At 73.9% G+C, this 20,672-nt stretch carries 17 protein-coding genes; 13 read left to right on the forward strand and 4 right to left on the reverse strand.

Annotated elements, in window-relative coordinates:
- Positions 1–29: 29 nt before the first annotated feature.
- Positions 30–671 (reverse strand): sigma-70 family RNA polymerase sigma factor, encoded by a 642-nt coding sequence (locus F7P10_RS24230; RefSeq protein WP_151012517.1) that lies wholly within the window; start codon positions 669–671, stop codon positions 30–32.
- A gap of 199 nt (positions 672–870) precedes the next feature.
- Here F7P10_RS24230 and F7P10_RS24235 point away from each other — a divergent pair, with 199 nt between their 5' ends.
- The 8 genes from F7P10_RS24235 to F7P10_RS24270 all read left to right on the forward strand — a co-directional run bounded on the left by F7P10_RS24235 (position 871) and on the right by F7P10_RS24270 (position 9,839).
- Positions 871–2,256 (forward strand): putative quinol monooxygenase, encoded by a 1,386-nt coding sequence (locus F7P10_RS24235; RefSeq protein ID WP_151012519.1) that lies wholly within the window; start codon positions 871–873, stop codon positions 2,254–2,256.
- A gap of 77 nt (positions 2,257–2,333) precedes the next feature.
- Complete coding sequence (locus F7P10_RS24240) at positions 2,334–2,570, forward strand: glutaredoxin family protein (RefSeq protein ID WP_254716797.1); 237 nt, start codon at positions 2,334–2,336, stop codon at positions 2,568–2,570.
- Between the two features lie 353 nt (positions 2,571–2,923).
- Positions 2,924–3,658 (forward strand): redox-sensing transcriptional repressor Rex, encoded by a 735-nt coding sequence (locus F7P10_RS24245; protein WP_151012523.1) that lies wholly within the window; start codon positions 2,924–2,926, stop codon positions 3,656–3,658.
- Between the two features lie 141 nt (positions 3,659–3,799).
- Positions 3,800–5,359 carry a glutamyl-tRNA reductase gene (locus F7P10_RS24250; RefSeq protein ID WP_368077421.1) on the forward strand — a complete coding sequence of 520 codons (1,560 nt, stop codon included), beginning with the start codon at positions 3,800–3,802 and terminating at the stop codon, positions 5,357–5,359.
- A 94-nt stretch (positions 5,360–5,453) separates the two neighbouring features.
- Positions 5,454–6,323, forward strand: a complete 870-nt coding sequence (gene hemC, locus F7P10_RS24255; RefSeq protein WP_151018260.1) for a hydroxymethylbilane synthase — start codon at positions 5,454–5,456, stop codon at positions 6,321–6,323.
- Positions 6,324–6,487: 164 nt separating this feature from the next.
- Entirely contained in the window at positions 6,488–8,008 is a 1,521-nt protein-coding gene (locus F7P10_RS24260; protein WP_151018261.1) for a uroporphyrinogen-III synthase, read from the forward strand.
- A 59-nt stretch (positions 8,009–8,067) separates the two neighbouring features.
- Positions 8,068–9,054 (forward strand): porphobilinogen synthase, encoded by a 987-nt coding sequence (gene hemB / locus F7P10_RS24265; protein WP_151018262.1) that lies wholly within the window; start codon positions 8,068–8,070, stop codon positions 9,052–9,054.
- Positions 9,055–9,191: 137 nt separating this feature from the next.
- Positions 9,192–9,839: a bifunctional DNA primase/polymerase gene (locus F7P10_RS24270; RefSeq protein ID WP_151012525.1), complete on the forward strand. Its 648-nt coding sequence runs from the start codon at positions 9,192–9,194 to the stop codon at positions 9,837–9,839.
- 50 nt (positions 9,840–9,889) lie between these two features.
- Here F7P10_RS24270 and F7P10_RS24275 read toward each other — a convergent pair whose 3' ends face one another.
- Entirely contained in the window at positions 9,890–10,558 is a 669-nt protein-coding gene (locus tag F7P10_RS24275; RefSeq protein ID WP_151012527.1) for a TetR/AcrR family transcriptional regulator, read from the reverse strand.
- 169 nt (positions 10,559–10,727) lie between these two features.
- On the opposite strand from F7P10_RS24275, the gene F7P10_RS24280 reads away from it, so the two are divergent.
- Positions 10,728–11,990: an oxygenase MpaB family protein gene (locus tag F7P10_RS24280; RefSeq protein WP_151012529.1), complete on the forward strand. Its 1,263-nt coding sequence runs from the start codon at positions 10,728–10,730 to the stop codon at positions 11,988–11,990.
- A 96-nt stretch (positions 11,991–12,086) separates the two neighbouring features.
- Here the strand turns inward: F7P10_RS24280 and F7P10_RS24285 are convergent, their stop codons facing one another.
- Entirely contained in the window at positions 12,087–13,775 is a 1,689-nt protein-coding gene (locus F7P10_RS24285; protein ID WP_151012532.1) for a serine/threonine-protein kinase, read from the reverse strand.
- Positions 13,776–13,910: 135 nt separating this feature from the next.
- Here F7P10_RS24285 and hemL point away from each other — a divergent pair, with 135 nt between their 5' ends.
- The gene (hemL, locus tag F7P10_RS24290) at positions 13,911–15,227 is read left to right on the forward strand and encodes a glutamate-1-semialdehyde 2,1-aminomutase (protein WP_151012534.1); all 1,317 of its coding nucleotides are present in this window, start codon (positions 13,911–13,913) and stop codon (positions 15,225–15,227) included.
- A gap of 130 nt (positions 15,228–15,357) precedes the next feature.
- Here the strand turns inward: hemL and F7P10_RS24295 are convergent, their stop codons facing one another.
- Complete coding sequence (locus F7P10_RS24295) at positions 15,358–16,308, reverse strand: YafY family protein (protein WP_151012535.1); 951 nt, start codon at positions 16,306–16,308, stop codon at positions 15,358–15,360.
- Between the two features lie 63 nt (positions 16,309–16,371).
- Between F7P10_RS24295 and F7P10_RS24300 the strand changes: the two genes are divergently transcribed.
- The 3 genes from F7P10_RS24300 to F7P10_RS43460 all read left to right on the forward strand — a co-directional run bounded on the left by F7P10_RS24300 (position 16,372) and on the right by F7P10_RS43460 (position 20,505).
- Positions 16,372–17,481 (forward strand): epoxide hydrolase family protein, encoded by a 1,110-nt coding sequence (locus F7P10_RS24300; protein ID WP_151012538.1) that lies wholly within the window; start codon positions 16,372–16,374, stop codon positions 17,479–17,481.
- Positions 17,482–17,610: 129 nt separating this feature from the next.
- Positions 17,611–18,492 (forward strand): LysR family transcriptional regulator, encoded by an 882-nt coding sequence (locus F7P10_RS24305; RefSeq protein ID WP_151012540.1) that lies wholly within the window; start codon positions 17,611–17,613, stop codon positions 18,490–18,492.
- A 27-nt stretch (positions 18,493–18,519) separates the two neighbouring features.
- A complete protein-coding gene (locus F7P10_RS43460) occupies positions 18,520–20,505 on the forward strand; it encodes a serine/threonine-protein kinase (protein ID WP_218040132.1) in 1,986 nt (661 codons plus the stop codon).
- Positions 20,506–20,672: the final 167 nt, after the last annotated feature.

Here is a 20,672-nt window from a genome sequence, read left to right on the forward strand (position 1 = left end):
GCCGGGGTCGGCGCGGGTTCGGCGCGGGGTCAGCGCGGGTCGTCGGGGAGCATGCGGGCCAGCGACCGGACGGCGCGGTACTGCAGCGCCTTGATCGCACCGGACTTCTTGCCCATGATCAGCGCGGTCTCGGCGACCGACAGGCCGTGCAGGAACCGCAGCACCACGCACTCCTGCTGCTCGGATCCGAGACGCCGGACGGCGGTGAGCAGCGTCCGGTTGGTCATCGAGTCCAGGACGGCCCGTTCCGGACCCTCCTGCGGCCGGTCGGGCTCCATCAGCTCGGCGGTGCAGACCTCCAGCCGGTACCGGCCGGACTTGAAGTGGTCGGCGACCAGGTTGCGCGCGATGGTCACCAGCCAGGCGCCGAAGTCCTTGCCCTGCCAGTGGAAGTCGCGGATGCGGCGGAGCGCGCGCAGGAACGTCTCGCTCGTCAGGTCCTCGGTGAGGGCGTGGCTGCCCACCCGGTAGTACACGTACCGGTAGACGAGTTCCACGTAGTGGTCGTAGAGGGACCCGAACGCCTCCGCGTCGCCGTCCCGGGCCCGCAGGACGAGCCCCTTGAGCGTCTCCGCGAGGGTCTCGGCGGCGGTATCGGCGGTGGTATCGGACGGGACGGCCGAACGCCGAGGAAGCGGGATGAGCCCGGCATCGAGGGTCAGGCTGCTCATGCAGTTCTCCTCGGGGCGTACGCGACCTCCGGCGGGATTTGTCACTCTAGATACCGAAAGGGGCGCCAGGCAATGGCCGGGACCTGCCACCCCCGTTCGTCCGCGCCGGCCGGGGGCGGGAGCGCGGGCCCGGGCGTTCGTGCTGGGCACGTGGCGGGTTACCCCTCCCGGCCCGGCATCGGGCACCATGGGGCCCACCATGGTCAGTGCTTTTCTCGCGCTTCTCGCGGCCGTCGGCGCCTTGGTCGCCACCTGGCTGCTGGTCTCGCGCGCATACAAGGACCGGCTGCTCTACCTGATCGCCTGGTCGTTCACCCAGGTCGGGCTGTCGCTCGCCCTGCTGTCGATGACCCTGGGCTTCCTGGCGGGGTTCAACGGCCCGTTCTTCCGCGTCGTCGAGATCGGCGCGGCGCTGCTGGCTCCGCTCTGGCTGATGCTGGGCATGATCGAGCTGATCGCGCGGATCGTCCAGGTGCGGTTCGCGGCGTGGCTGTTCACGATCTCCTACACGGTCGTCGCGGTCGTCATCCTGCTGCTCGACCCGCTGAAGGGCGAGCTGACCGAGAGCCTGCCGAAGCCGGGCGACACCTACGACGCGCTGCCGCTGCTGCTGATCGACGGCGCGCACATGGTGTCGACGGTGTCGCTGGTGGGCTGCACGGCGTTCACCGCGTGGATGGCGAGCAGGCAGGACCGCGAGGCCGGCGAGCTGCTGATCCCGGTCGCGCTGGTCGCGCTCGCCGGGGTGCTGGCGCTCACCGGCAGCCGCGGGTTCCTGCCCGGGCCGCTGGCCGCGATCCTGCTCGGCGGCGCCGCCGGCCTGGTCTGGTACGGCGCGATGCGCACGATCCCCGTCTACGACGACGAGGACGACTTCTACGACGACGACTTCGACGGGGAGTACGTGGACGAGCCCGCGACCGGCTACGAGGAGCAGGCCTACGAGGGACGGCGGCGGGTCCCGGCCGAGCCCGTTCCGGCCCCGACGCCGCCCGCCGACGGCCGCCCGCCGGGCGGCCGCCGCGGCGAGCTGCGGTTCCCCGAGCAGCCGTCCGAGGAGCTGCGGTTCCCCGAGCCGTCCGGGGGCCGTCCGCTGCCGGAGAACCCCGCCGGGGCGACCGCCGTCGATCCGCTCGACGACTCCACGCTGGCCGCGGCCGCCGCGATGGCCGCCGGCCGGCACTCCGGGGCGGGCGCGCCGGTGGCGCCGGTGGCGCCGGCCGCCGCCGCGGCGCCCGGCGGCGGCCTTATGGCCGCATGTGGCCAGATCACCGTCTACACGCTGCTGGACGGCCGCGAGGACGCGTTCGACCGGCTCGCCGCCGAGCTGGTGCGGGCGGCCGGCACCGCCGAGCCCGAGACCGTGGTCTGCGCCCTGCACGAGGTCGTCGGCAGCTCCACGCAGCGCATCCTGTACCAGCTGTTCCGCGACGAGGCCGCGTTCGACGCGCACCGGCGCCAGCCGCACCTGAAGCGGTTCCTGTCGGAGTCGCGGACGCACGTGCTGGCCACGAACGTGATCGAGCTGAAGCTCGGGGCGCACAAGGTGCCGGCGCCCGCGGTTCCCGAACGGCCCCGGAGGTGACGGTGGACGGGACGTCCGGGACGTCCGGGACGTTCGGTCGGTCGGGTGCGTCCGGCGGGGGCGACGTCGTCGTCACGCTGCTCGGCAAGCCCGGCTGCCACCTCTGCGACGACGCCCGCGCGATCATCGAACGGGTCGCGGCCGAGCTGGACGTGCGCGTCGAGGAGCGCGACATCACCGCGTCCGAGGAGGACACGCGGCTCTACTGGGAGCAGATCCCGGTCACGCTGATCAACGGCGTCCAGCACGACTTCTGGCGCGTCGACGAGAACCGCCTCCGGGCCGCGATCACCGAACTGCGCGCCCGCCGCTGACCCGCCCGGCCGCCGGCTTCGCCCGGCGGGGCGTGGCCGCGTGTGTCGCGGGAAGATCGCCGGGATGTCCCGGGAATGTCATCCGTCACACCCCTCGCCATGTAAGTGGTTACTGACGTACCCTGAAAGTGGCGAAAAGCCGCTGATGGCAGGCTTTCTGGTGGAGAGCTGGAAAAACGGTCCCGACCGCGAACCGGGGGGTGACTTTGTGCGCGTATTCACAAAGGCTTAACCTGGTTGACAGCCCTGGGGACGGTCGGGCCCGAAGCGAGGATCGGGTCCCGAGGACCGGCCGCGAGCCGGGGTCAGGGGAGCCCGCCCCGTCCCCAGCGTCGAGCCCCGAAGAGCAGGCCGTGACACCTCGACAGAACCGCGACCGCGCCGAGCGCGGCATCCCCGAAGCCACCGTGGCGCGCCTGCCCGTGTACCTGCGTGCGCTGACCGGACTGCAGGAGCGGGGAGTGGCGACCGTCTCGTCGGAGGAGCTCGCCGCGGCGGCCGGGGTGAACTCGGCGAAGCTCCGCAAGGACCTGTCGCACCTCGGCTCGTACGGGACGCGCGGCGTCGGGTACGAGGTCGAGTACCTCGTCTACCAGATCTCCCGTGAGCTAGGACTCACCCAGGACTGGGTGGTCGCCATCATCGGGGTCGGTAACCTGGGCCGTGCACTGGCCGGCTACGGCGGATTCGCGTCCCGCGGCTTCCGCGTGGCGGGCCTGCTCGACGCGGACGAGTCCATCGTCGGCCAGGAGATCTCCGGCATGACCGTGGCGCACATCGACCGGCTGGAGGACGTCATCGCCGACCACGGCGTGTCCATCGCCGTGATCGCGACGCCCGCCGCCGCCGCCCAGGGGATGTGCGACCGCGTCGTGGCCGCGGGCGTGACGAGCGTCCTGAACTTCGCGCCGGTCGTGCTGACCGTGCCGGACGAGGTCGACGTGCGCAAGGTCGACCTGTCGATAGAACTGCAGATCCTCGCGTTCCACGAGCAGCGCAAGGCGGGCGGACCGGACGGCCTCGGGCGGCTCGACGCCGACGAGACGCCCCCCGGTGCGACGCAGTACGTCGAGGCGGTGGACGCTTGATGGGCACGTACGCCGGAGCGGGACGATCAGGCGTGCGCCGGTTGTTGACAGAGCGGCGGGACGTTCGGCGCGGCGGACCGCAAGGGGGCGCGGCTCCGGCGGGAGCGGTGCGGAGCGAGTAGGGCGAACAGCGGAGTTCACATGAGTGTGTTGGTGGTGGGGCTGAGTCACCGGAGCGCCCCCGTGGCGATGCTCGAACGGGCGGCGGTGACCGGGGACGACCTGGCCAAGCTGCTGCATGCGGTGCACGAGTCCGGATACGTCGCCGAGGCGGCGATCGTGTCGACGTGCAACCGGGTCGAGGTGTACGCGGTCGTGGACCGGTTCCACGGCGGCGTGTCCGCGATCTCCGAGTTGATGTCCCTGCACTCCGGCGTCCCGCTGGAGGACCTGTCCCGGCACCTGTACGTCCACTACGAGGAGCGGGCCGTGCAGCACGCGTTCGCGGTGGCGTGCGGGCTGGAGTCAATGGTCGTCGGCGAGGGGCAGATCCTCGGGCAGCTGCGGCAGGCGTTCCGGCTGGCGCAGGACGAGGGGACGCTCGGCCGCGACCTGCACGACGTCCTGCAGCAGGCGCTGCGGGTCGGCAAGCGCGCCCACCACGAGACCGGCATCGACCAGGCCGGCGCGTCGCTGGTCAGCGTCGGCCTCGACGTCGCCGCCCGGCACCTCGGCCCGCTCGCGGGCGTCCGCGCGCTGGTCGTCGGCGCCGGGTCGATGAGCTCGCTGGCCGCCGCGACGCTGGGCCGCGGCGGGGCCCGCGAGGTCGTGATCGCGAACCGGACGCGCGCGAACGCCGTCCGGCTCGCCGAGTCGCTGGAGGTGCCCGCCCGCGCCGTCGACCTCGCCGACCTCGACGCCGCGCTCGCGGGCGCCGACCTGATCGTGTCCTGCACCGGCGCGACCGGCGTCGTCCTCACCGCCGAGCGGCTCGCCGCGGCCGGGGCGGGCGCGGACGGCCGCGACCGGTTCCTGCTCGACCTCGCCCTCCCGCACGACATCGACCGGGCCGTCCGCGAGCTGCCGGGCGTCGCCCTCGCCGGGCTGGACGACCTGCGCACCGCGCAGGAGGCCGCGCGGGCCGTCGGCCCGCAGGCCGTGGAGGCGGTCCGCCGGATCGTCCGCGACGAGGTCGCCGACTACCTGTCGGCCGCCCGCGCCGCCGCCGTCGCGCCGACCGTCGTCGCGCTGCGCACCAAGGCCGCGGGCGTCGTCGACGCCGAGCTGGACCGGCTCGCCGGACGCCTCCCCGAACTGGACGAGCGCGACCGCAAGGAGATCGCGCAGACCGTCCGGCGGGTCGTCGACAAGCTGCTGCACGCCCCGACCGTCCGGGTCAAGGAACTCGCGGCGGCGCCCGGCGGCGACTCCTACGCCGACGCGCTGCGCGAGCTGTTCGACCTGGACCCGAAGGCCCCCGAGGCGGTCGCGCGCGCCGACATGCGGCCCGGCGCGGAGGAGGACGGGCCGCGTCCCGTCCCGGCGGCCGGGAGCGGCACCGCCCCCTGGGGCGCCGCCGCGCGTACGGTGGAAGGGAGCGGGGCCGCGGCGCAGGCGCCCGCACCGGGGCCGACGGCGGCGGAGTGCGCCGAGGCCGACTGCGTGAGCGGCCCCACCGTGCGCGACGTGAACGCGCAGGCGGCGAGCGTCCGCGCGGTGAGCGCCGGGGACGCGGCGTCCGGCGACCGGAACGAATCGTGAGCGGAGCGAGGCATTGACCACCACCGGGACGGGTACGGGCACCGTGCACACGGGTCAGGTACGCCCGCTGCGCCTCGGCACCCGCAAGAGCCTGATGGCGATGACGCAGTCCCAGGGCGTCGCCGACGCATTGACGCGGCGCACGGGGCATGCCGTGGAGCTCGTCGGGGTAACGACGCAGGGTGATGTCTCCAAGGCGCTGCTCGCCCAGATCGGGGGCACCGGAGTCTTCGTCAACGAGCTGCGGGACAGGCTGCTGTCCGGCGAGGTGGACTTCGCGGTGCACTCGCTGAAGGACCTGCCCACCGCGCCGACGCCGGGGATCGCGCTCGCCGCGACGCCCGCCCGCGACGACCCCCGCGACGCCCTGTGCGGCCCCGCGAAGCTCGCCGACCTGCCGAACGGCGCCCGCGTGGGCACCGGCTCGCCGCGCCGCGTCGCGCAGCTGCGCGCCCTGCGCGGCGACCTCGAGGTCGTCCCGATCCGCGGCAACGCGCCCACCCGGCTGAGCAAGGTCACCGACGGCGAGCTGGACGCGGTCGTCCTCGCGCACGCCGGGCTGCGCCGCATCGGGCGGCTCGACTCGGTGGCCGAGGTGTTCGACCCCGACCAGATGCTGCCCGCCCCCGGGCAGGGGTCCCTCGCGCTCGAGTGCCGCGCCGACCGGCCCGACCTGATCGAGCTGCTCGGCACCCTAGACGACCCGCTGACCAGGGCCGCCGTGACCGCCGAGCGCACGGTGCTGGCGGTGCTCGAGGGCGGTTGCTCGGCGCCTGTGGGAACATACGCTGCCGAAGTTGAAGAAACGCTGCATCTGACCGCGACCGTCGCCGCCTACGACGGGACCCGGCAGATTCGGATGTCCGCAAGCGGCCACCCGGACTCGGCCGAGCAGATCGGACGCGACCTCGCGAACCGGATGCTCGGCCAGGGGGCCGACCAGTTGATGGGGGAGCGAGATTGAGCCCCGCTAGCCAGAGCCCCGCCCGCCCGGGCACCACGGCGGGCACCGCCGCCGGGGGCACCGCCGCCGGGGGCGCCGCCCCGGGGGCCGCCGCCGCGCGTCCCGCCGTCGCCGTGCCGGCCTCCCGCCGGACCATCGACCCCGGCACCGTCGCCATCGTCGGGATGGGTCCGGGCGACCCGGAACTGCTGACCCTGCGCGCCGCCGCCGAACTCGAGAACGCCGACACCGTCGTCGTCAGCCGGGCGCACTGCCCCGACACGGTGCTCGCGCACTGCCGTCCCGACGCCGAGATCGTCGACACCGCCGAGGGCGACCCCGTCAAGCTCGCCGCGCGCGCCGCGAAGGCCGGACGCCGCGTCGTCCGGCTGTTCCGGGGCGACCCGGGCCTCGGCTGCGGGCTGGCCGCCGAGGGCGGCGCGCTCGCCAAGGCCGGGGTGCCGTTCGAGGTCGTCCCGGGCGTGTCGGCGGTGACGGGCGTGCCGGGCTACGCGGGGATCCCGCTGACCGACCCCGACCACCGCGAGGTCCGCGTCGTCGACGCGTCCCACGGCGGCGTCGACTGGACGGCCTACGCCGACCCGGCCGCGACCCTGGTCGTCCTCGGCGCCGAGCACGCGGTCGCCGAGACCTGCAAGGGCCTGGTCGCCGCCGGCCGCTCCGACCGCACCCCGGCGGCGATGACGAGCCTCGGCACGACCACCGAGCAGGAGACCGTCGTGTCGACCCTGCACAAGCTCGCGTCCGAGGCCAAGGGCATGGAGGCCCCCGCGATGATCATCGTGGGGGACGTCGTCAAGCACCGCGACCGGCTGTCGTGGTTCGAGACGAAGCCGCTGTTCGGCTGGCGCGTGCTGGTACCGCGCACGAAGGAGCAGGCCGCGTCCCTGTCGGACCAGCTCCGCGGGTACGGCGCCGTCCCCGACGAGGTCCCGACGATCTCCGTCGAGCCGCCGCGCACCCCCCAGCAGATGGACCGTGCCGTCAAGGGGCTCGTGACCGGACGGTACGAGTGGGTGGTCTTCACCTCGACCAACGCGGTCAAGGCGATCCGGGAGAAGTTCACCGCCTACGGGCTGGACGCCCGCGCGTTCGCGGGCCTGAAGGTCGCGGCCGTCGGCGAGCAGACCGCCGCCGCGCTCGTCGAGTTCGGCGTCGTCCCCGACCTGACCCCCGAGGGGCAGCAGTCCGGCGAGGGCCTGGCCGAGGTGTGGCCGCCCTACGACGAGGACCTCGACCCCATCAACCGGGTGCTGCTGCCGCGCGCCGACATCGCCACCGACACCCTGATCGCCCGGCTGACCGACCTCGGCTGGGAGTGCGAGGACGTCACCGCGTACCGGACGGTCCGGGCGGCGCCGCCGCCCGCGCCGATCCGCGAGGCGATCAAGGGCGGCGGGTTCGACGCGGTGCTGTTCACCTCGTCGTCGACGGTGAAGAACCTCATCGGGATCGCCGGGAAGCCGCACAACGTCACCGTCATCGCCGTGATCGGCCCGCAGACGGCCAAGACGGCCGAGGAGTACGGGCTGCGCGTCGACGTCATGGCGCCCAGACCGTCCGTGTCCGCCCTCGCGGAGGCGCTCGCCGAGTACGGTGCCAAGCGGCGGGCGACGCAGGTCGAGAACGGCGACCCGCTGCGCAAGCCGTCCCAGATGCGCCGGGGCGCCCGCCGCCGCAAGTAGCGTCCGGCGGCGCTGCCGGGCCGCAGACCCGGGAGGGCCGCGAGCCCCAGGGAGAGATGATGACCGCACAGTTCCCCGCCGCGCGGCCCCGCCGGCTGCGCCGCACCCCGGCGCTGCGCCGGATGGTCGCCGAGACGCGGCTGAGCCCCGCCGAGCTCGTCCTGCCGATGTTCGTCAAGGAGGGCATCGACGCGCCGCAGCCCGTCGCGTCGATGCCGGGCGTGTACCAGCACACCCGCGACAGCCTCCGCAAGGCCGCGCACGACGCCGTCGAGGCGGGCGTGGGCGGGATCATCCTGTTCGGGATCCCCGCGGTCAAGGACGGCGAGGGCTCGGCCGCCGACGACCCGGCGGGCATCGTGCAGCTCGCGCTGCGCGATCTCGCCGCCGACCTCGGCGACTCGACCGTCGTCATGACGGACCTGTGCCTCGACGAGTACACCGACCACGGGCACTGCGGCGTCCTCACCCAGGCGGGCGAGATCGACAACGACGCGACCCTGCGGCGGTACGCGTCGATCGCCGTCGCGCAGGCCGCCGCCGGGTCCGCCGTCGTCGGCCCGAGCGGCATGATGGACGGCCAGGTCGGCGCCATCCGGGAGGCGCTGGACGGCGCGGGCTACCCGGACGTCGCGATCATGGGGTACTCGGTGAAGTACTCCTCCGCCTACTACGGCCCCTTCCGCGACGCCGCCGAGTGCGCGCCGCGGTTCGGCGACCGCTCCACCCACCAGCAGGACCCGGCGAACGTCGAGGAGTCCCTCCGCGAGGTGTTCCTCGACCTCGACGAGGGCGCCGACATGGTCATGGTGAAGCCCGCGGGCGCCTACCTCGACGTCGTCCGCCGCGTCCGCGACGCCGTCGACGTCCCCGTGGCGGCCTACCAGGTCAGCGGCGAGTACGCGATGATCGAGGCCGCCGCGGAGAAGGGCTGGCTGGACCGGGAGCGGACGATCATGGAGTCGCTGCTGTCGATCCGCCGCGCGGGCGCCGACATGGTCCTCACGTACTGGGCGGCCGAGGTGGCCCGCCGCCTCACCGCGTAGCCGTCCGCCGTAGCCGTCCGGCCGGGGCCGCCGGGGCCGGCGCGCCCGGCTCGCCGGGGCCGTTTCCGGGGGTTGCCGTGCGGGCCCCGCTCCCCGCGAGGCATCATCGGTACAGGAACTCGCTTTGGGGGGCGCTCATGCTGGCGGTGTCGGGCTACAGGCGGAACAAGGCGGCGCGCCAGGCCGCGCGGGAGCGGACGATCACGGCGGTCCTCGGCTACGCGGCGCTCGGCTGGCCCTGCGTACCCGGGGCGCACGCCCCCGTCGGCGGCGACCGCGCCTGCTCCTGCGACCGCATCGGCTGTCCCGATCCCGCCGCGCATCCCGTCTCCGCCACCTGGGGCCTGCAGGCCAGCGCGGACACGGGCGTCCTGAAACGCTGGTGGGCCGAGCGCCCGGAGGCCGGGATCATCCTCCCCACCGGCCGCGTCTTCGACGTCCTCGACGTCCCCGCCGACGCGGGCCGCCGCGCCCTCGCCCGCATCGAGCGCGACGGCCTGCCCGCCGGTCCCGTCGCCGCGGTCGGCGCCGAACGCGTCCAGTTCTTCGTCACCACCCGCGGCGCCCCCGCCGACGAGGACGAGTGGTGGTCCTGCCACCTCGACTGCTCCCCGGAGGACGTCGCCGAGACCCCCGGCATGCGGTGGCACTGCCGCGACAGCTACGTCGTCGCCCCGCCGACCGCGCTGCCGCACGGCCGCGCGTCCACCTGGCTCCGCCCGCCCCAGACCCCCCTGCCCGACCCCCTGAGGCTCCTGGAGGTCCTCTCGGACGCCGTCGGCTGACCGCCGCCCCGTCGGCCGGCGCCGGGGCCGGGCGCGCCGTGTTCCGGCCGTCAGGGCTCCAGCATCGGGACGAGGAAGCGCTCGGCGATCGCGGCCAGCTGCTCGTCGTCGTCGAGGTCGATGACGAGGCTGGGGATCGCGAGGAACGACGCCGAGATCCGGACCATCATCTCGGCCACGAGGTCGATGTCCAGCCCGTCCGCGACGTTGCCCGCGCGCTGCTCGCGGCGGAGCTGGCCGGCGACGAACTGCCGGACGGTCGCGAGGGTCTTGCCGCCGTCGCTGACCATGGACGGGACGAGCAGGTCGGGTTCGGCGACGATCAGGCCGCCGATCAGCGGGTTGCGCTGGATGGCGCGCAGCGAGCTCACGAAGCCGAGCACGACCCGGTCGGCGGCGGTCTCGGCCCGCTTTATGTCGATGAGGAACCGGTCGAAGTAGCGGCGCAGCTCCCGGCGCACCACGTGCTCGACCAGTGCGTCCTTCGTGGCGAACCGCCGGTAGACGGTGATCCGCGAGACGCCGGCGCGGCGGGCCACGTCCTCCATGGTGGATCGCTGGACGCCGAACCGGGCGAACTGCTCGTAGGCCGCGTCGAGGACGCGGGCTCGCGTCTCGTCCGGGTCGTCGACCCGTTCGACGGCGTCGGTGTACGCCTGTTCGAGCAACGACTCGGGATCCGAGACCGCTGTGAGGGCGGACGACTGATCAGAGTCCACGGCTTTCCTCCTGAGAGGGCTGATTCTACTTAGAGCGTCGGTAATCGCATCAAATCGGGTCTTGTTTCGGCTGAATCCGTGTGCTGTTATTGGTCTGCCACCGATGATACACAGATGCAAACCATGTATCAGCGTATCAACGGATGCTCACCCCGAGGAGGACACTGGCATGGACGAACTCAGCAGGCGGAAGATGCTGGCGGCGGGCGGCACGCTGGGCGCGCTCGGCGCGCTGAGCGTCGCGGCGCCCGCGAACGCGAGCACACTGTGGACCTGGTCCCCCAAGGGGTCGGTGGCAGGAGCGGGGGCGGGCGCCGACCCCAAGGGCGTGTGGGACGACGAGGCCGACCAGATCGTCGCCGAAGTGATCCGTGGCGGCCACGTGGACGCGGTCAACACCGAACTGCGCAAGTGGACCAAGAACGGCCAGCAGCTGTCGTCGGCGCTGCCGTCGGAGCTGCGCGCCTTCATGGAGCGGGCCCGCGCGCTGCCGTCGTGGGCCGACAGCGGCAAGCTCGAGACCGCGGTGGACTTCAACGAGAAGCGCGGGCTCTACCTGGGCGTCACCTACGGCTTCGCCAGCGGGATGATGAGCACGGTCATCCCCCGCGAGGCGCGGGCGGTCTACTACTCCAAGGGCGGCGCGGACATGCGCGACCGCATCACCAAGACCGCCAAGCTCGGGTACGACATCGGCACCGCCAACGCCTACGGCGACGACGGCGAGATGATCGTCACCTGCGTGAAGACCCGGCTGGCGCACGCGGGCGTCCGGCACCTGCTGCCGCAGTCCCCGCACTGGAACAAGGTCGCGGACGAAGCGATCCCGATCAGCCAGGCGGACATGATGGTCACCTGGCACAGCCTGCCGACGACCGTCATGCAGAACCTGAAGAAGTGGAAGGTGCCGATCCCGGCGAACGAGTCGGAGGCGTTCCTGCACTCGTGGCAGCTGTGCGCGCACATGCTCGGCATCAAGGACGAGTACATCCCGAACTCGTGGGCCGAGGCCGACTCGCAGGCCGCGCAGGTCCTGACGCCGATCCTGGCGGCGACGCCCGAGGGCATCAAGCTCGCGGACATGCTGCTGAACCTCGCCACGATCGTCCCGGGCGGGCCGCTCAGGTACGTCACCAAGCCCATCCTCGGCGCGCTCACCCGCTACGTGCTCGGTGACGAGATCGCCAACTCGCTGAACATCCGGCGGTACCCCTTCTGGGACACGGCCTTCAACGTCGCCTGGGAGCCCTTCATCCGGATCCGTGAGGGCATCCTCGAACTCGAGGACGCCCCGGGGATCGTCCAGCAGGTCTACTGGGTCTTCGACGAGATCCTGCGCCTCGCGGCCCTGCTCGTCCTGTCCGGTGCGGACTTCCCGATCAGCATCGAGATCCCCAGCATGAACAACCCGGACTACCCCGGCGGCGGCTGAGCCGTAGCCGCCCCCCGAAACGGCGGGCCCCGGAATCGCGCCGGATTCCGGGGCCCGCGGCATGTCCCGGCCGGGCCGAGCACGGAGCGGCGGGGCTCAGCCCGGCGCCTTGACGCTCTTGCGCCCCCAGTCGGCGTAGGTCGTCTGCAGCACGGCGTGCTTCGCCTTCGGCTCCCCGGCGCGCATCCACAGCGCGGCCGGACGGGCCTGCCCGTCGATCCTGATCGCGAACTCGATCGACGCCGCGCCGGTCGTCCGGGTGAGGGACGCGTACAGCGGTCCGACGCCCGGAGCCTGCGCGAGCGCCGCCGCGGGGGCCGCGCCCTTGTAGACCTCGCCGTCCTTGCGCAGCTCCGTGGCGGTGCGCAGGAGGGACGTCACGGTCGCCACCGAGGTGCCCTGCCGGACCTGCTCGGTCAGCGCGGCGTACGCGTTCCGCGCCGGCAGCGCGCGCCACTTGCGCGACACCTCGCCGTGGAAGCGGTCCCCGACGACGATCGTCTTGCCGGCGTTGCGCGTGTCGCCGGTGCCCCGGACCGTCATCGCGTAGGACGGCCGCGCGCCCGGCACGACCGCGAAGGTGCCCACCGCCCGGACGGCGCCCTCCCCGTCGCGCGCGAAGTCGAACTTCGCCCCCGGCGCGCGCGCCGTCGCCTGCTCGATCCGCGCGACGAGCGGCGCCGGGTCCACGCCGCCCGCCGGCAGGACGGGTTGCGGGCTGGTGCTCTGCTGTGCCGGGGTGGGCGGGGCGGCGACCGGCTCGCGCTTCTCGCCGCCGGTCAGCGCGGCCACGCCGGCCGCCGCACCGGCGATCACCGCGAGGGTGGCGGCGCCCGCGCCGATCCAGCGCGCCCGCGACCCCCGGGCGGGCCGCGCGGCGCTCGTCACGATCGCGTTCCGGCCGGTCCCGCGGGACGCCTTCTTCGGTTCGGGCCGCCGCGCCGCCTCGGCGGCCAGCTCGGTGAGCCGCCCGCGGCCCTGCGCCTCCCACGACGGCCCGTACGCGGAGATCGCGGCCTCTTCGAGCGCGACGATGAAGTCGGCCACCGACGCCGGACGGTCGGCCGGGTCCTTCGCGAGGCCCCGCCCCAGGAGGTCGCGGAGCGGTCCGGGGACCTCCTCGACGGGGATCGGCGCCTCCCGGTGCAGCCGGGCCATGTTGCGTCCGGCGAACGGCGGCCGTCCGGTGAGGCACTCGAAGAACACTGCGGTGACCGCGTACACGTCGGTGGCGACCGTCGCGGGCGCGCCCTCCCACAGCTCCGGCGCCGCGTACGGCGGGACGGTCTGCGCCTCGGTGCCCGGCGGTGCGAGCGCGAAGTCGCCCACCACCGCGTTGCCCCGCTCGTCCACCAGCACGTCCGACGGGCGGACGGTGCCGTGCACGACCTCGCGTTCGTGCGCCGCCGCGAGGCCGAGCAGCGTCCCGCCGAGCGTGGACAGCGCCGCGAGCGGGCCGACCGGCCCCTGCACGGCCAGGACGCGGCGCAGGCTGACGCCCTCGACGTGCTGCATCACGAGGGCCGCGCCCCCGTCACCGGTCACGAAGTCGTAGACGTCGACGACGTTGGGGTCCTCGACCCGCGTGAGCGTGCGCGCCCGCTCGCTGAACCGGGCCATGAACGACTGGTCGTCGACGAGCCTCCGGTCCAGGTACCTGATCGCGACCCGGGTGCCGGTGGTGTCGTCGACCGCCAGTGCCACCCTGCCGGACGCGCCGCCGCCCAGTTCCCGTTCGTGCGTGAAGCCCGGAACCGTCCAGCCGTCGACCACGTTGAAAGCCACTCCTCGATACGGCTGATCGCCGGTGAAAGGGGGAAGGCGCCGGAACGGGCGCCGATGTCGTCACTTGGTGGAATATAGGTCCGTGCCCGGCGAGGTCAAGGCAAGTCGCCGAACTGCAACTGACAGGATGGAACCGTGACTGGAACCGATCGCTCCCAGCAGTTGTTCGAGCGTGCCGCCGGGGTCGTCCCGGGCGGCGTGAACTCGCCGGTCCGGGCCTTCGGCGCCGTCGGCGGCACGCCCCGCTTCATGACGTCCGCGCGCGGCCCGTACCTGACCGACGCGGACGGCTACGAGTACGTCGACCTCGTGTGCTCGTGGGGCCCGATGATCCTCGGCCACGCCCATCCCGCCGTGGTGGACGCCGTGCGCGAGGCCGCCGGGCACGGGACGTCCTACGGTGCGCCCACACCCGGCGAGGTGGAACTCGCCGAGGAGATTGCCGCGCGCGCGCCGGTGGAGAAGGTGCGGCTGGTGAACTCCGGCACCGAGGCGACGATGTCGGCGATCCGCCTCGCGCGCGGGTTCACGTCCCGCCCGAAGGTGGTGAAGTTCGCGGGCTGCTACCACGGGCACGTCGACTCCCTCCTGGCCGCCGCGGGCTCCGGCGTCGCCACGTTCGGCCTCCCCGACACCCCGGGCGTCACGGGCGCGACGACCGCCGACACGATCGTCCTGCCGTACAACGACGTCGCCGCCGTCGAGCTGGCGTTCGACGAGCACGGCCACGACATCGCGTGCGTGATCACCGAGGCGGTGCCCTGCAACATGGGCGTCGTCCCCCCGCTGCCCGACTTCAACGCCCTCCTCAAGCGGCTCTGCGAGCGCTACGGCGCCCTCCTCGTCGTCGACGAGGTGCTCACCGGCTTCCGCGCGTCCCGGTCCGGCTGGTACGGACTGGAGGGCGTCGCGGGCGACCTGACGACGTTCGGGAAGGTGATGGGCGGCGGCCTGCCCGCCGCCGCGTTCGGCGGGCGCGCCGACATCATGGACCGGCTCGCCCCCGCCGGCCCCGTCTACCAGGCGGGCACCCTGTCGGGGAACCCCCTCGCCACCGCCGCCGGGCTCGCCACCCTCCGCAACGCGACCGACGACGTCTACGCCGCGATCGACACCGCCGCCGCGACCGTCCTGAAGGCCGCGTCCGAGGCGCTCGCGAAGGAGGGCGTCCCGCACCGCGCGCAGCACGCCGGGAACCTCTTCTCGATCTTCTTCACCGACGAGCCCGTCGGCGACTTCGCCGCCGCGCAGCGGCAGGACTCGAAGGCCTACGCGGCGTTCTTCCACGCCGCCCTGGAGCGCGGCGTGTACCTGCCGCCGTCCGCGTTCGAGGTGTGGTTCCTGTCCGCCGCGCACGGCGAGGAGGCGATCGGGCGCGTCCTGGACGCCCTCCCGCACGCCGCCCGCGCCGCCGCGAGTTCGACTGCATCCTCCTCGGCGTCAGGGCGCTAGGCGGCCTTCCTTCAGCGGACGATGCGTCGCCCGGGGGGCTCGCTGCGCGATCAAGTTCTCGCTTCGCTCGAACTTGGCTTCGCTCGCAATCGCAGTGGTCGCCGCCAGGGTCGGCCGCCGCCAGGGCGTCCTAGGGCAGCGCCGCGGCGAGGCGCGCCGACAGCGTCCGGACGTGCTCGACCAGCTCGGGCGGCCCGTGCACGGTGAACGGCGCGCCGAGCGTCCCCACGTACAGGACGAGCTCGTCGAGGGAGTCCGAGCCGCAGGTCAGCGTGCACGTGCCCGCGTCGACGGGCTCGACCGTGCCGGCCGTCGGGGCGATGCGCCCGGCCACGGCCGCGGCGGGCGCCCCGACGGTGAAGCGGCCCCGGTACCGGTACGGCGCGGTGGACAGGGCGCCCGAGACGTACGCCGCGAGGTCCTCTGCGGGCGGGTCGCGGGGCGCGAAGCGCGGGCCGTTCGGGGTCCGGAGCGCGAGCCGGTCCACGCGGAACGTCCGCCACCCGTCCCGTCCGGTGTCGTAGGCGACCAGGTACCAGCGGCGGCCGGTGGCGACCAGCCGGTACGGCTCGGCCGTCCGGTAGGTGGCGGTCCCGTCGTGGGCGCGGTAGTCGAACCGCAGCGTCTCCCGGTCGTGGCAGGCGGCCGCGACGGCGGTCAGCGTGCCGGCCGGGACGGCCGGGCCTGCGCCGGGCAGCGGGAGCGTCATCGACTCGAGCGTCCGGACGCGGTGCCGCAGCCGGGAGGGCAGCACCCGCTCCAGCTTGGCCAGCGCCCGCACCGACGCCTCCGCGATCCCCGCGACGGTGCCGGTGGCCGCGGTGCGCAGGCCGACGGCGACGGCCACCGCCTCCTCGTCGTCCAGCAGCAGCGGCGGCAGGTCGGCGCCCGCGCCGAGCCGGTACCCGGCGGCGCCGGGGGTCGCGTGCACCTGGTAGCCCAGCTCGCGCAGCCGGTCCACGTCCCGCCGGACGGTGCGCGGCGTGACGCCGAGCCGCTCGGCCAGTTCGGGACCGGGCCAGTCGCGGTGGGTCTGGAGCAGCGAGAGCAGTCTGAGCAAGCGGGCGGAGGTCTCCAGCATGAGTTCCATTCTGGCGACCAGCTAGGACCGAAGCCGTCCTAGCTGCCTTCTAGCGTTCCTTCCATGACGAACGAGATCCGTCCCTTCCGCATCGACGTCCCCCAGGCCGACCTGGACGACCTGCGCGACCGGCTGGCCCGCACCCGCTGGCCGAGCCCGATGGACGAGGGGGACTGGCGCCGGGGCGTGCCCGTCCCGTACGTCCGGGACATGGCGGCGTACTGGGCGGACGGCTACGACTGGCGCGCGTGGGAGGCCCGGCTCAACGCCCACCCCCAGTTCACCACCGAGATCGACGGGCAGAACGTGCACTTCCTGCACGTCCGGTCCGCGGACCCCGGCGCGCTGCCGCTGATCCTCACGCACGGCTGGCCCGGCTCGGTCGTGGAGTTCCTCGACCTGATCGAGCCGCTGTCGCGCGACTTCCACCTGGTGATCCCGTCCATCCCTGGCTTCGGCTTCTCCGGCCCCACCCGCGAGCCGGGCTGGACGACGCGGCGGATCGCGCGCGCGTGGGCGGAGCTGATGCGCCGCCTCGGCTACGAGCGGTACGGCGCGCAGGGCGGCGACTTCGGCGGCGGGATCTCCCGCGCGCTGGGCCTGATCGCCCCCGACCGGGTGGTCGGCGTGCACGTCAACGGCGGCACCACCTACCCGAGCGCGGCCGCGGACGACCCCACGCTGACCGACCGCGAACGGGCCCGCGTCCGGCGGATGAACACGTTCATGGACGAGGCCGGCGGCTACATCGCCATCCAGTCGACCCGGCCGCGCACTCTCGCGTACGGCCTCACCGACTCGCCCGCCGGGCAGCTCGCCTGGATCCTCGACAAGATCCGCGACATGACCGACCTGGCGAAGGAGCTGCCGCACGAGGCGATCGACCGCGACCTGCTGCTCACCGACGTCACGATCTACTGGCTCACCGGCACGGCGGGCTCCTCGGCCGCGCTGTACCACGAGGACGCGCGGGAGTGGGGCGAGGAGGAGGTCTCGGCGGTGCCGACCGCCGTCAGCCTCTTCACCGTCCAGGACATCGCGCTGCGCCGGGACGAGGAGAGGGCCAACAATCTGGTCGGCTGGGCCGACCACGACCGCGGCGGCCACTTCGCCGCGATGGAGGCGCCAGACCTCCTGCTCGCCGACGTCCGCGGCTTCTTCACCGGCCGCTGAGCCGGGACAGCGCCCAGGGCATCGACGGCCTGGCCGGGGCGCGCCCCGGCCAGGCCGTCGAGCGTCCCGACGTCCCCCGCGTTTAAGTACAAGCTAGACCTGCTTGAGTCCTCGCTTTAGGGTTGCTTCATGCTCGATCTGGAACGGCTGCGCGCCCTGCATTCCGTCGCGACCTACGGCTCGGTCAGCGCCGCCGCCGACGTCCTGCACGTCACCACGTCCGCCGTCTCCCAGCAGCTCGCCAAGCTCGAACGCGAGACCGGCCAGAAGCTCCTCGAGCGCAACGGCCGCGGCGTCCGCCTCACCGACGCCGCCGAACTCCTCGTCGCGCACGCCGAACGCATCCTCTCCCTGGTCGAGCAGGCCCAGGCCGACCTCGAGGCCCACCGCGGCTCCGTCGTCGGCCAGCTCACCCTCGCCGCGTTCCCCACCGCCGCGCGCGGCCTCCTGCCGGACGCCCTGCGCCGCCTCCGCGCCGACCACCCCGACCTGCGCGTCCTCCTCCGTGAAGAGGACCCCCTGCACAGCATGCCGCTCGTCCTGCGCGGCGACCTGGACATGGCCGTCGTCCAGGACTGGAACAACGAGCCCCTCCCGCTCCCCGGCGGCCTCCAGAAGGCCGTGATCTGCGAGGACGTCGCCGACGTCGCCGTCCCCGCCGACCACCCCCTGGCCGGCCGCGACGCCGTCCACCTCAAGGAGCTCGCGGGCGACCCCTGGATCAGCTCCTCGCCCGACAGCATCTGCTGCGACTGGCTCCTGCGCACCCTCCGCGCCGTCGACAGCGAACCCCGGATCGTCCACATGGCCTACGAGTTCGCCACCCAGCTCGCGCTCGTCGGCGCCGGTCTCGGCAACGTGATCCTGCCCCGGATGGGCCGCTGCGACGTCCCGCCCGGCGTCGCGATCGTCCCCCTCGTGGCCCCCCTGACCCGCAGCGTCTACGCCGTCTGGCGGGAGAAGGCCGCCCGCCGCCCCGCCATCAGAGCGGTACTCATGGCATTGTCCTGATCTCCAGGCAACGGTCGGAGGCAGCGGGTGTCCGAGTGGGCGGTCGACGGTTACACCGAGGTTCGGGAACTCGGCGCGGGCGCGCAGGGACGAGTCGTCCTGGCGAGGCACGACGAGTCCGGCACCCCGGTGGCGATCAAGTACCTGACGGGCGAGACGGAACGTGAGCGCCTCCGGCACGAGGCCCGGATGCTCGGCCGGGCGGACAGCCCGCACATCGCCCGCCTCCACCGGCTCGTCGAGGGCCCCGACGGTGCCGCGATCATCATGGAGGCGGTCGACGGCGTCTCGCTCAAGGAGGTCCTCGGCCGGCACGGCGCACTCGGCCCCGAGGCGTCGCTCGCCGTCCTCAAGGGCTCGCTCCTCGGACTCGCCGCCGCCCACGCCCTGGGCGTCGTCCACCGCGACTACAAGCCCGCGAACGTGGTCGTCCCCGCGGACGGCCTGAGCCGCCTCGTCGATTTCGGCATCGCGACCCCGGCCGGGCAGGAGGCGGGCGGGGCGGGCACCCCGTACTACATGGCGCCCGAGCAGTGGGACCGCCACACCGCCACCCCCGCCACCGACGTGTACGCGGCGACCTGCGTGTTCGTCGAGTGCGCCACCGGACGCCGTCCGTTCACCGGCACCCGCGCCGCGCTCATGCTCGCGCACCGCACGGGCGAGATCCCGGTCGAGACCGTCCCCGAACCGCTCCGCCCGCTCGTCGCCCGCGGGATGGCGAAGTCCCCCGCGGACCGTCCCGCCGCCGCGTCCGCGTTCGTCGAGGAACTCGAGGCCCTCGCCGTCCGCGCCTACGGCCCCGACTGGGAGCACACGGGCGTCCGCACCCTCGCCGCCGCAGCGGCGTCCCTGGCCGCCCTCTTCCCCATAGCGGCCACCCTCCTCCCCGGCGCCCAAACCGCGGGCCAGGCAACCGCCGACGGCGCGGGCCACGCCGTCGGGGAGGCGGTGGCACACGGTGCAGGGGAGGCGGTCGCGCAAGGCGCGGGCCAGGCAATCGCTGATGGCGCGGGCCACACCGTCGGGGAGGCGGTCGCACACGGTGCAGGCGAGGCGGTCGCGCAAGGCGCGGGCCAGGCAACCGCCGGCGGCGCGGGCCACACCGCAGGCGAGGCGGTCGCACACGGTGCAGGCGAGGCAGCCGGCCAAGGCGCGGGCCAGGCGGTGAGCGGGGGCGCGGGGAAGGCCGCCGCGGCGAAGGCGGGTGCCGGCGGGCTCAAGACGGCGCTCGGTATCGGTGCGGCGGCGTGCGGGACGGTCGTGGCGGTGGGCGGCGGCGCGCTGATCGCGATGCAGCCGGGCGACGAGGATCCCGCGCGACCGCAGGCGGGCCGTTCGGTGTCGGCGAGCCCATCGCGGACGGCCACCGTCGCGTCGGTCACGCACTGCGATCGAACGGGCCCCGGCGGCAACCCCATGCAGGAGACCCCGGGGGAAACGCGAGTCCAGATCCCCGCATCGGTGCGGCTGCCCCAGAACACGGGTGTCTTCCACATCGGCGGCCAGTACCTCATCGGGCCGACGGGGACGGAGTGCGGCGGCTCGGTCGGGGCCGCGAGCGGCGTGAACCAGGTCGGGGACGAACGCACGGGCGTGGTCCGGCACGGCTGGCAGGGGTCGGTCGGCGGGATCGCGATGGTCTACTGCTCGTACTTCCCGGACTCGCCGGAGGCGGCGGAGCAGCGCGAGATGGGCGAGGTCTGCGAGTCGGCGCTCGGCTCCCCGCGACGGCTCCCGACGGGCGGTCCGCTCCGCGCGGTGATCGGCACCGAGACGCCGCTGGGGGAGCGTCCGCCGTCCCCCTACGTGTCGGTCGTGCTGGCGACCGTCGGAGACGAAGGCGCGCCCGGAACGCTCACGTGCGTCATGCCGTGGGAGAGGGCCGACGTGTGCACCGCCGCACTGACGTACGCGTTCGTCCGCACGGCCGAGGCCACAGGCACACCCCCGGACGTCCAAGACCAGGCCGTCCGCACGATCGCAGACGTCGTAAAAACCGCCCGCCGATGACCGCACCCCGCGTCCCCACCAGGGCGCACCCGCCCCAGCCAGGCCCCAGCCAGAGCGGAGCGGAACCACTGCGATTGCGAGCGAAGCCAAGTTCGAGCGAAGCGAGAACTTGATCGCGCAGCGAGCCCCTCGGGCGAGTCGGAGCGATGCAGCAATCGCACGCAACG

The sequence above is a fragment of the Actinomadura sp. WMMB 499 genome, assembly GCF_008824145.1.
Lineage (GTDB): Bacteria > Actinomycetota > Actinomycetes > Streptosporangiales > Streptosporangiaceae > Spirillospora.

Bases quoted from the DNA above. Each gene is read 5' to 3' on its own strand.
- F7P10_RS24230 (WP_151012517.1), bottom strand. From the start codon at position 671: ATGAGCAGCCTGACCCTCGATGCCGGGCTCATCCCGCTTCCTCGGCGT.
- F7P10_RS24235 (WP_151012519.1), top strand. From the start codon at position 871: ATGGTCAGTGCTTTTCTCGCGCTTCTCGCGGCCGTCGGCGCCTTGGTC.
- F7P10_RS24250 (WP_368077421.1), top strand. From the start codon at position 3,800: ATGAGTGTGTTGGTGGTGGGGCTGAGTCACCGGAGCGCCCCCGTGGCG.
- hemC (WP_151018260.1), top strand. From the start codon at position 5,454: ATGGCGATGACGCAGTCCCAGGGCGTCGCCGACGCATTGACGCGGCGC.
- F7P10_RS24260 (WP_151018261.1), top strand. From the start codon at position 6,488: ATGGGTCCGGGCGACCCGGAACTGCTGACCCTGCGCGCCGCCGCCGAA.
- hemB (WP_151018262.1), top strand. From the start codon at position 8,068: ATGACCGCACAGTTCCCCGCCGCGCGGCCCCGCCGGCTGCGCCGCACC.
- F7P10_RS24270 (WP_151012525.1), top strand. From the start codon at position 9,192: ATGCTGGCGGTGTCGGGCTACAGGCGGAACAAGGCGGCGCGCCAGGCC.
- F7P10_RS24280 (WP_151012529.1), top strand. From the start codon at position 10,728: ATGGACGAACTCAGCAGGCGGAAGATGCTGGCGGCGGGCGGCACGCTG.
- F7P10_RS24295 (WP_151012535.1), bottom strand. From the start codon at position 16,308: ATGCTGGAGACCTCCGCCCGCTTGCTCAGACTGCTCTCGCTGCTCCAG.
- F7P10_RS24300 (WP_151012538.1), top strand. From the start codon at position 16,372: ATGACGAACGAGATCCGTCCCTTCCGCATCGACGTCCCCCAGGCCGAC.
- F7P10_RS24305 (WP_151012540.1), top strand. From the start codon at position 17,611: ATGCTCGATCTGGAACGGCTGCGCGCCCTGCATTCCGTCGCGACCTAC.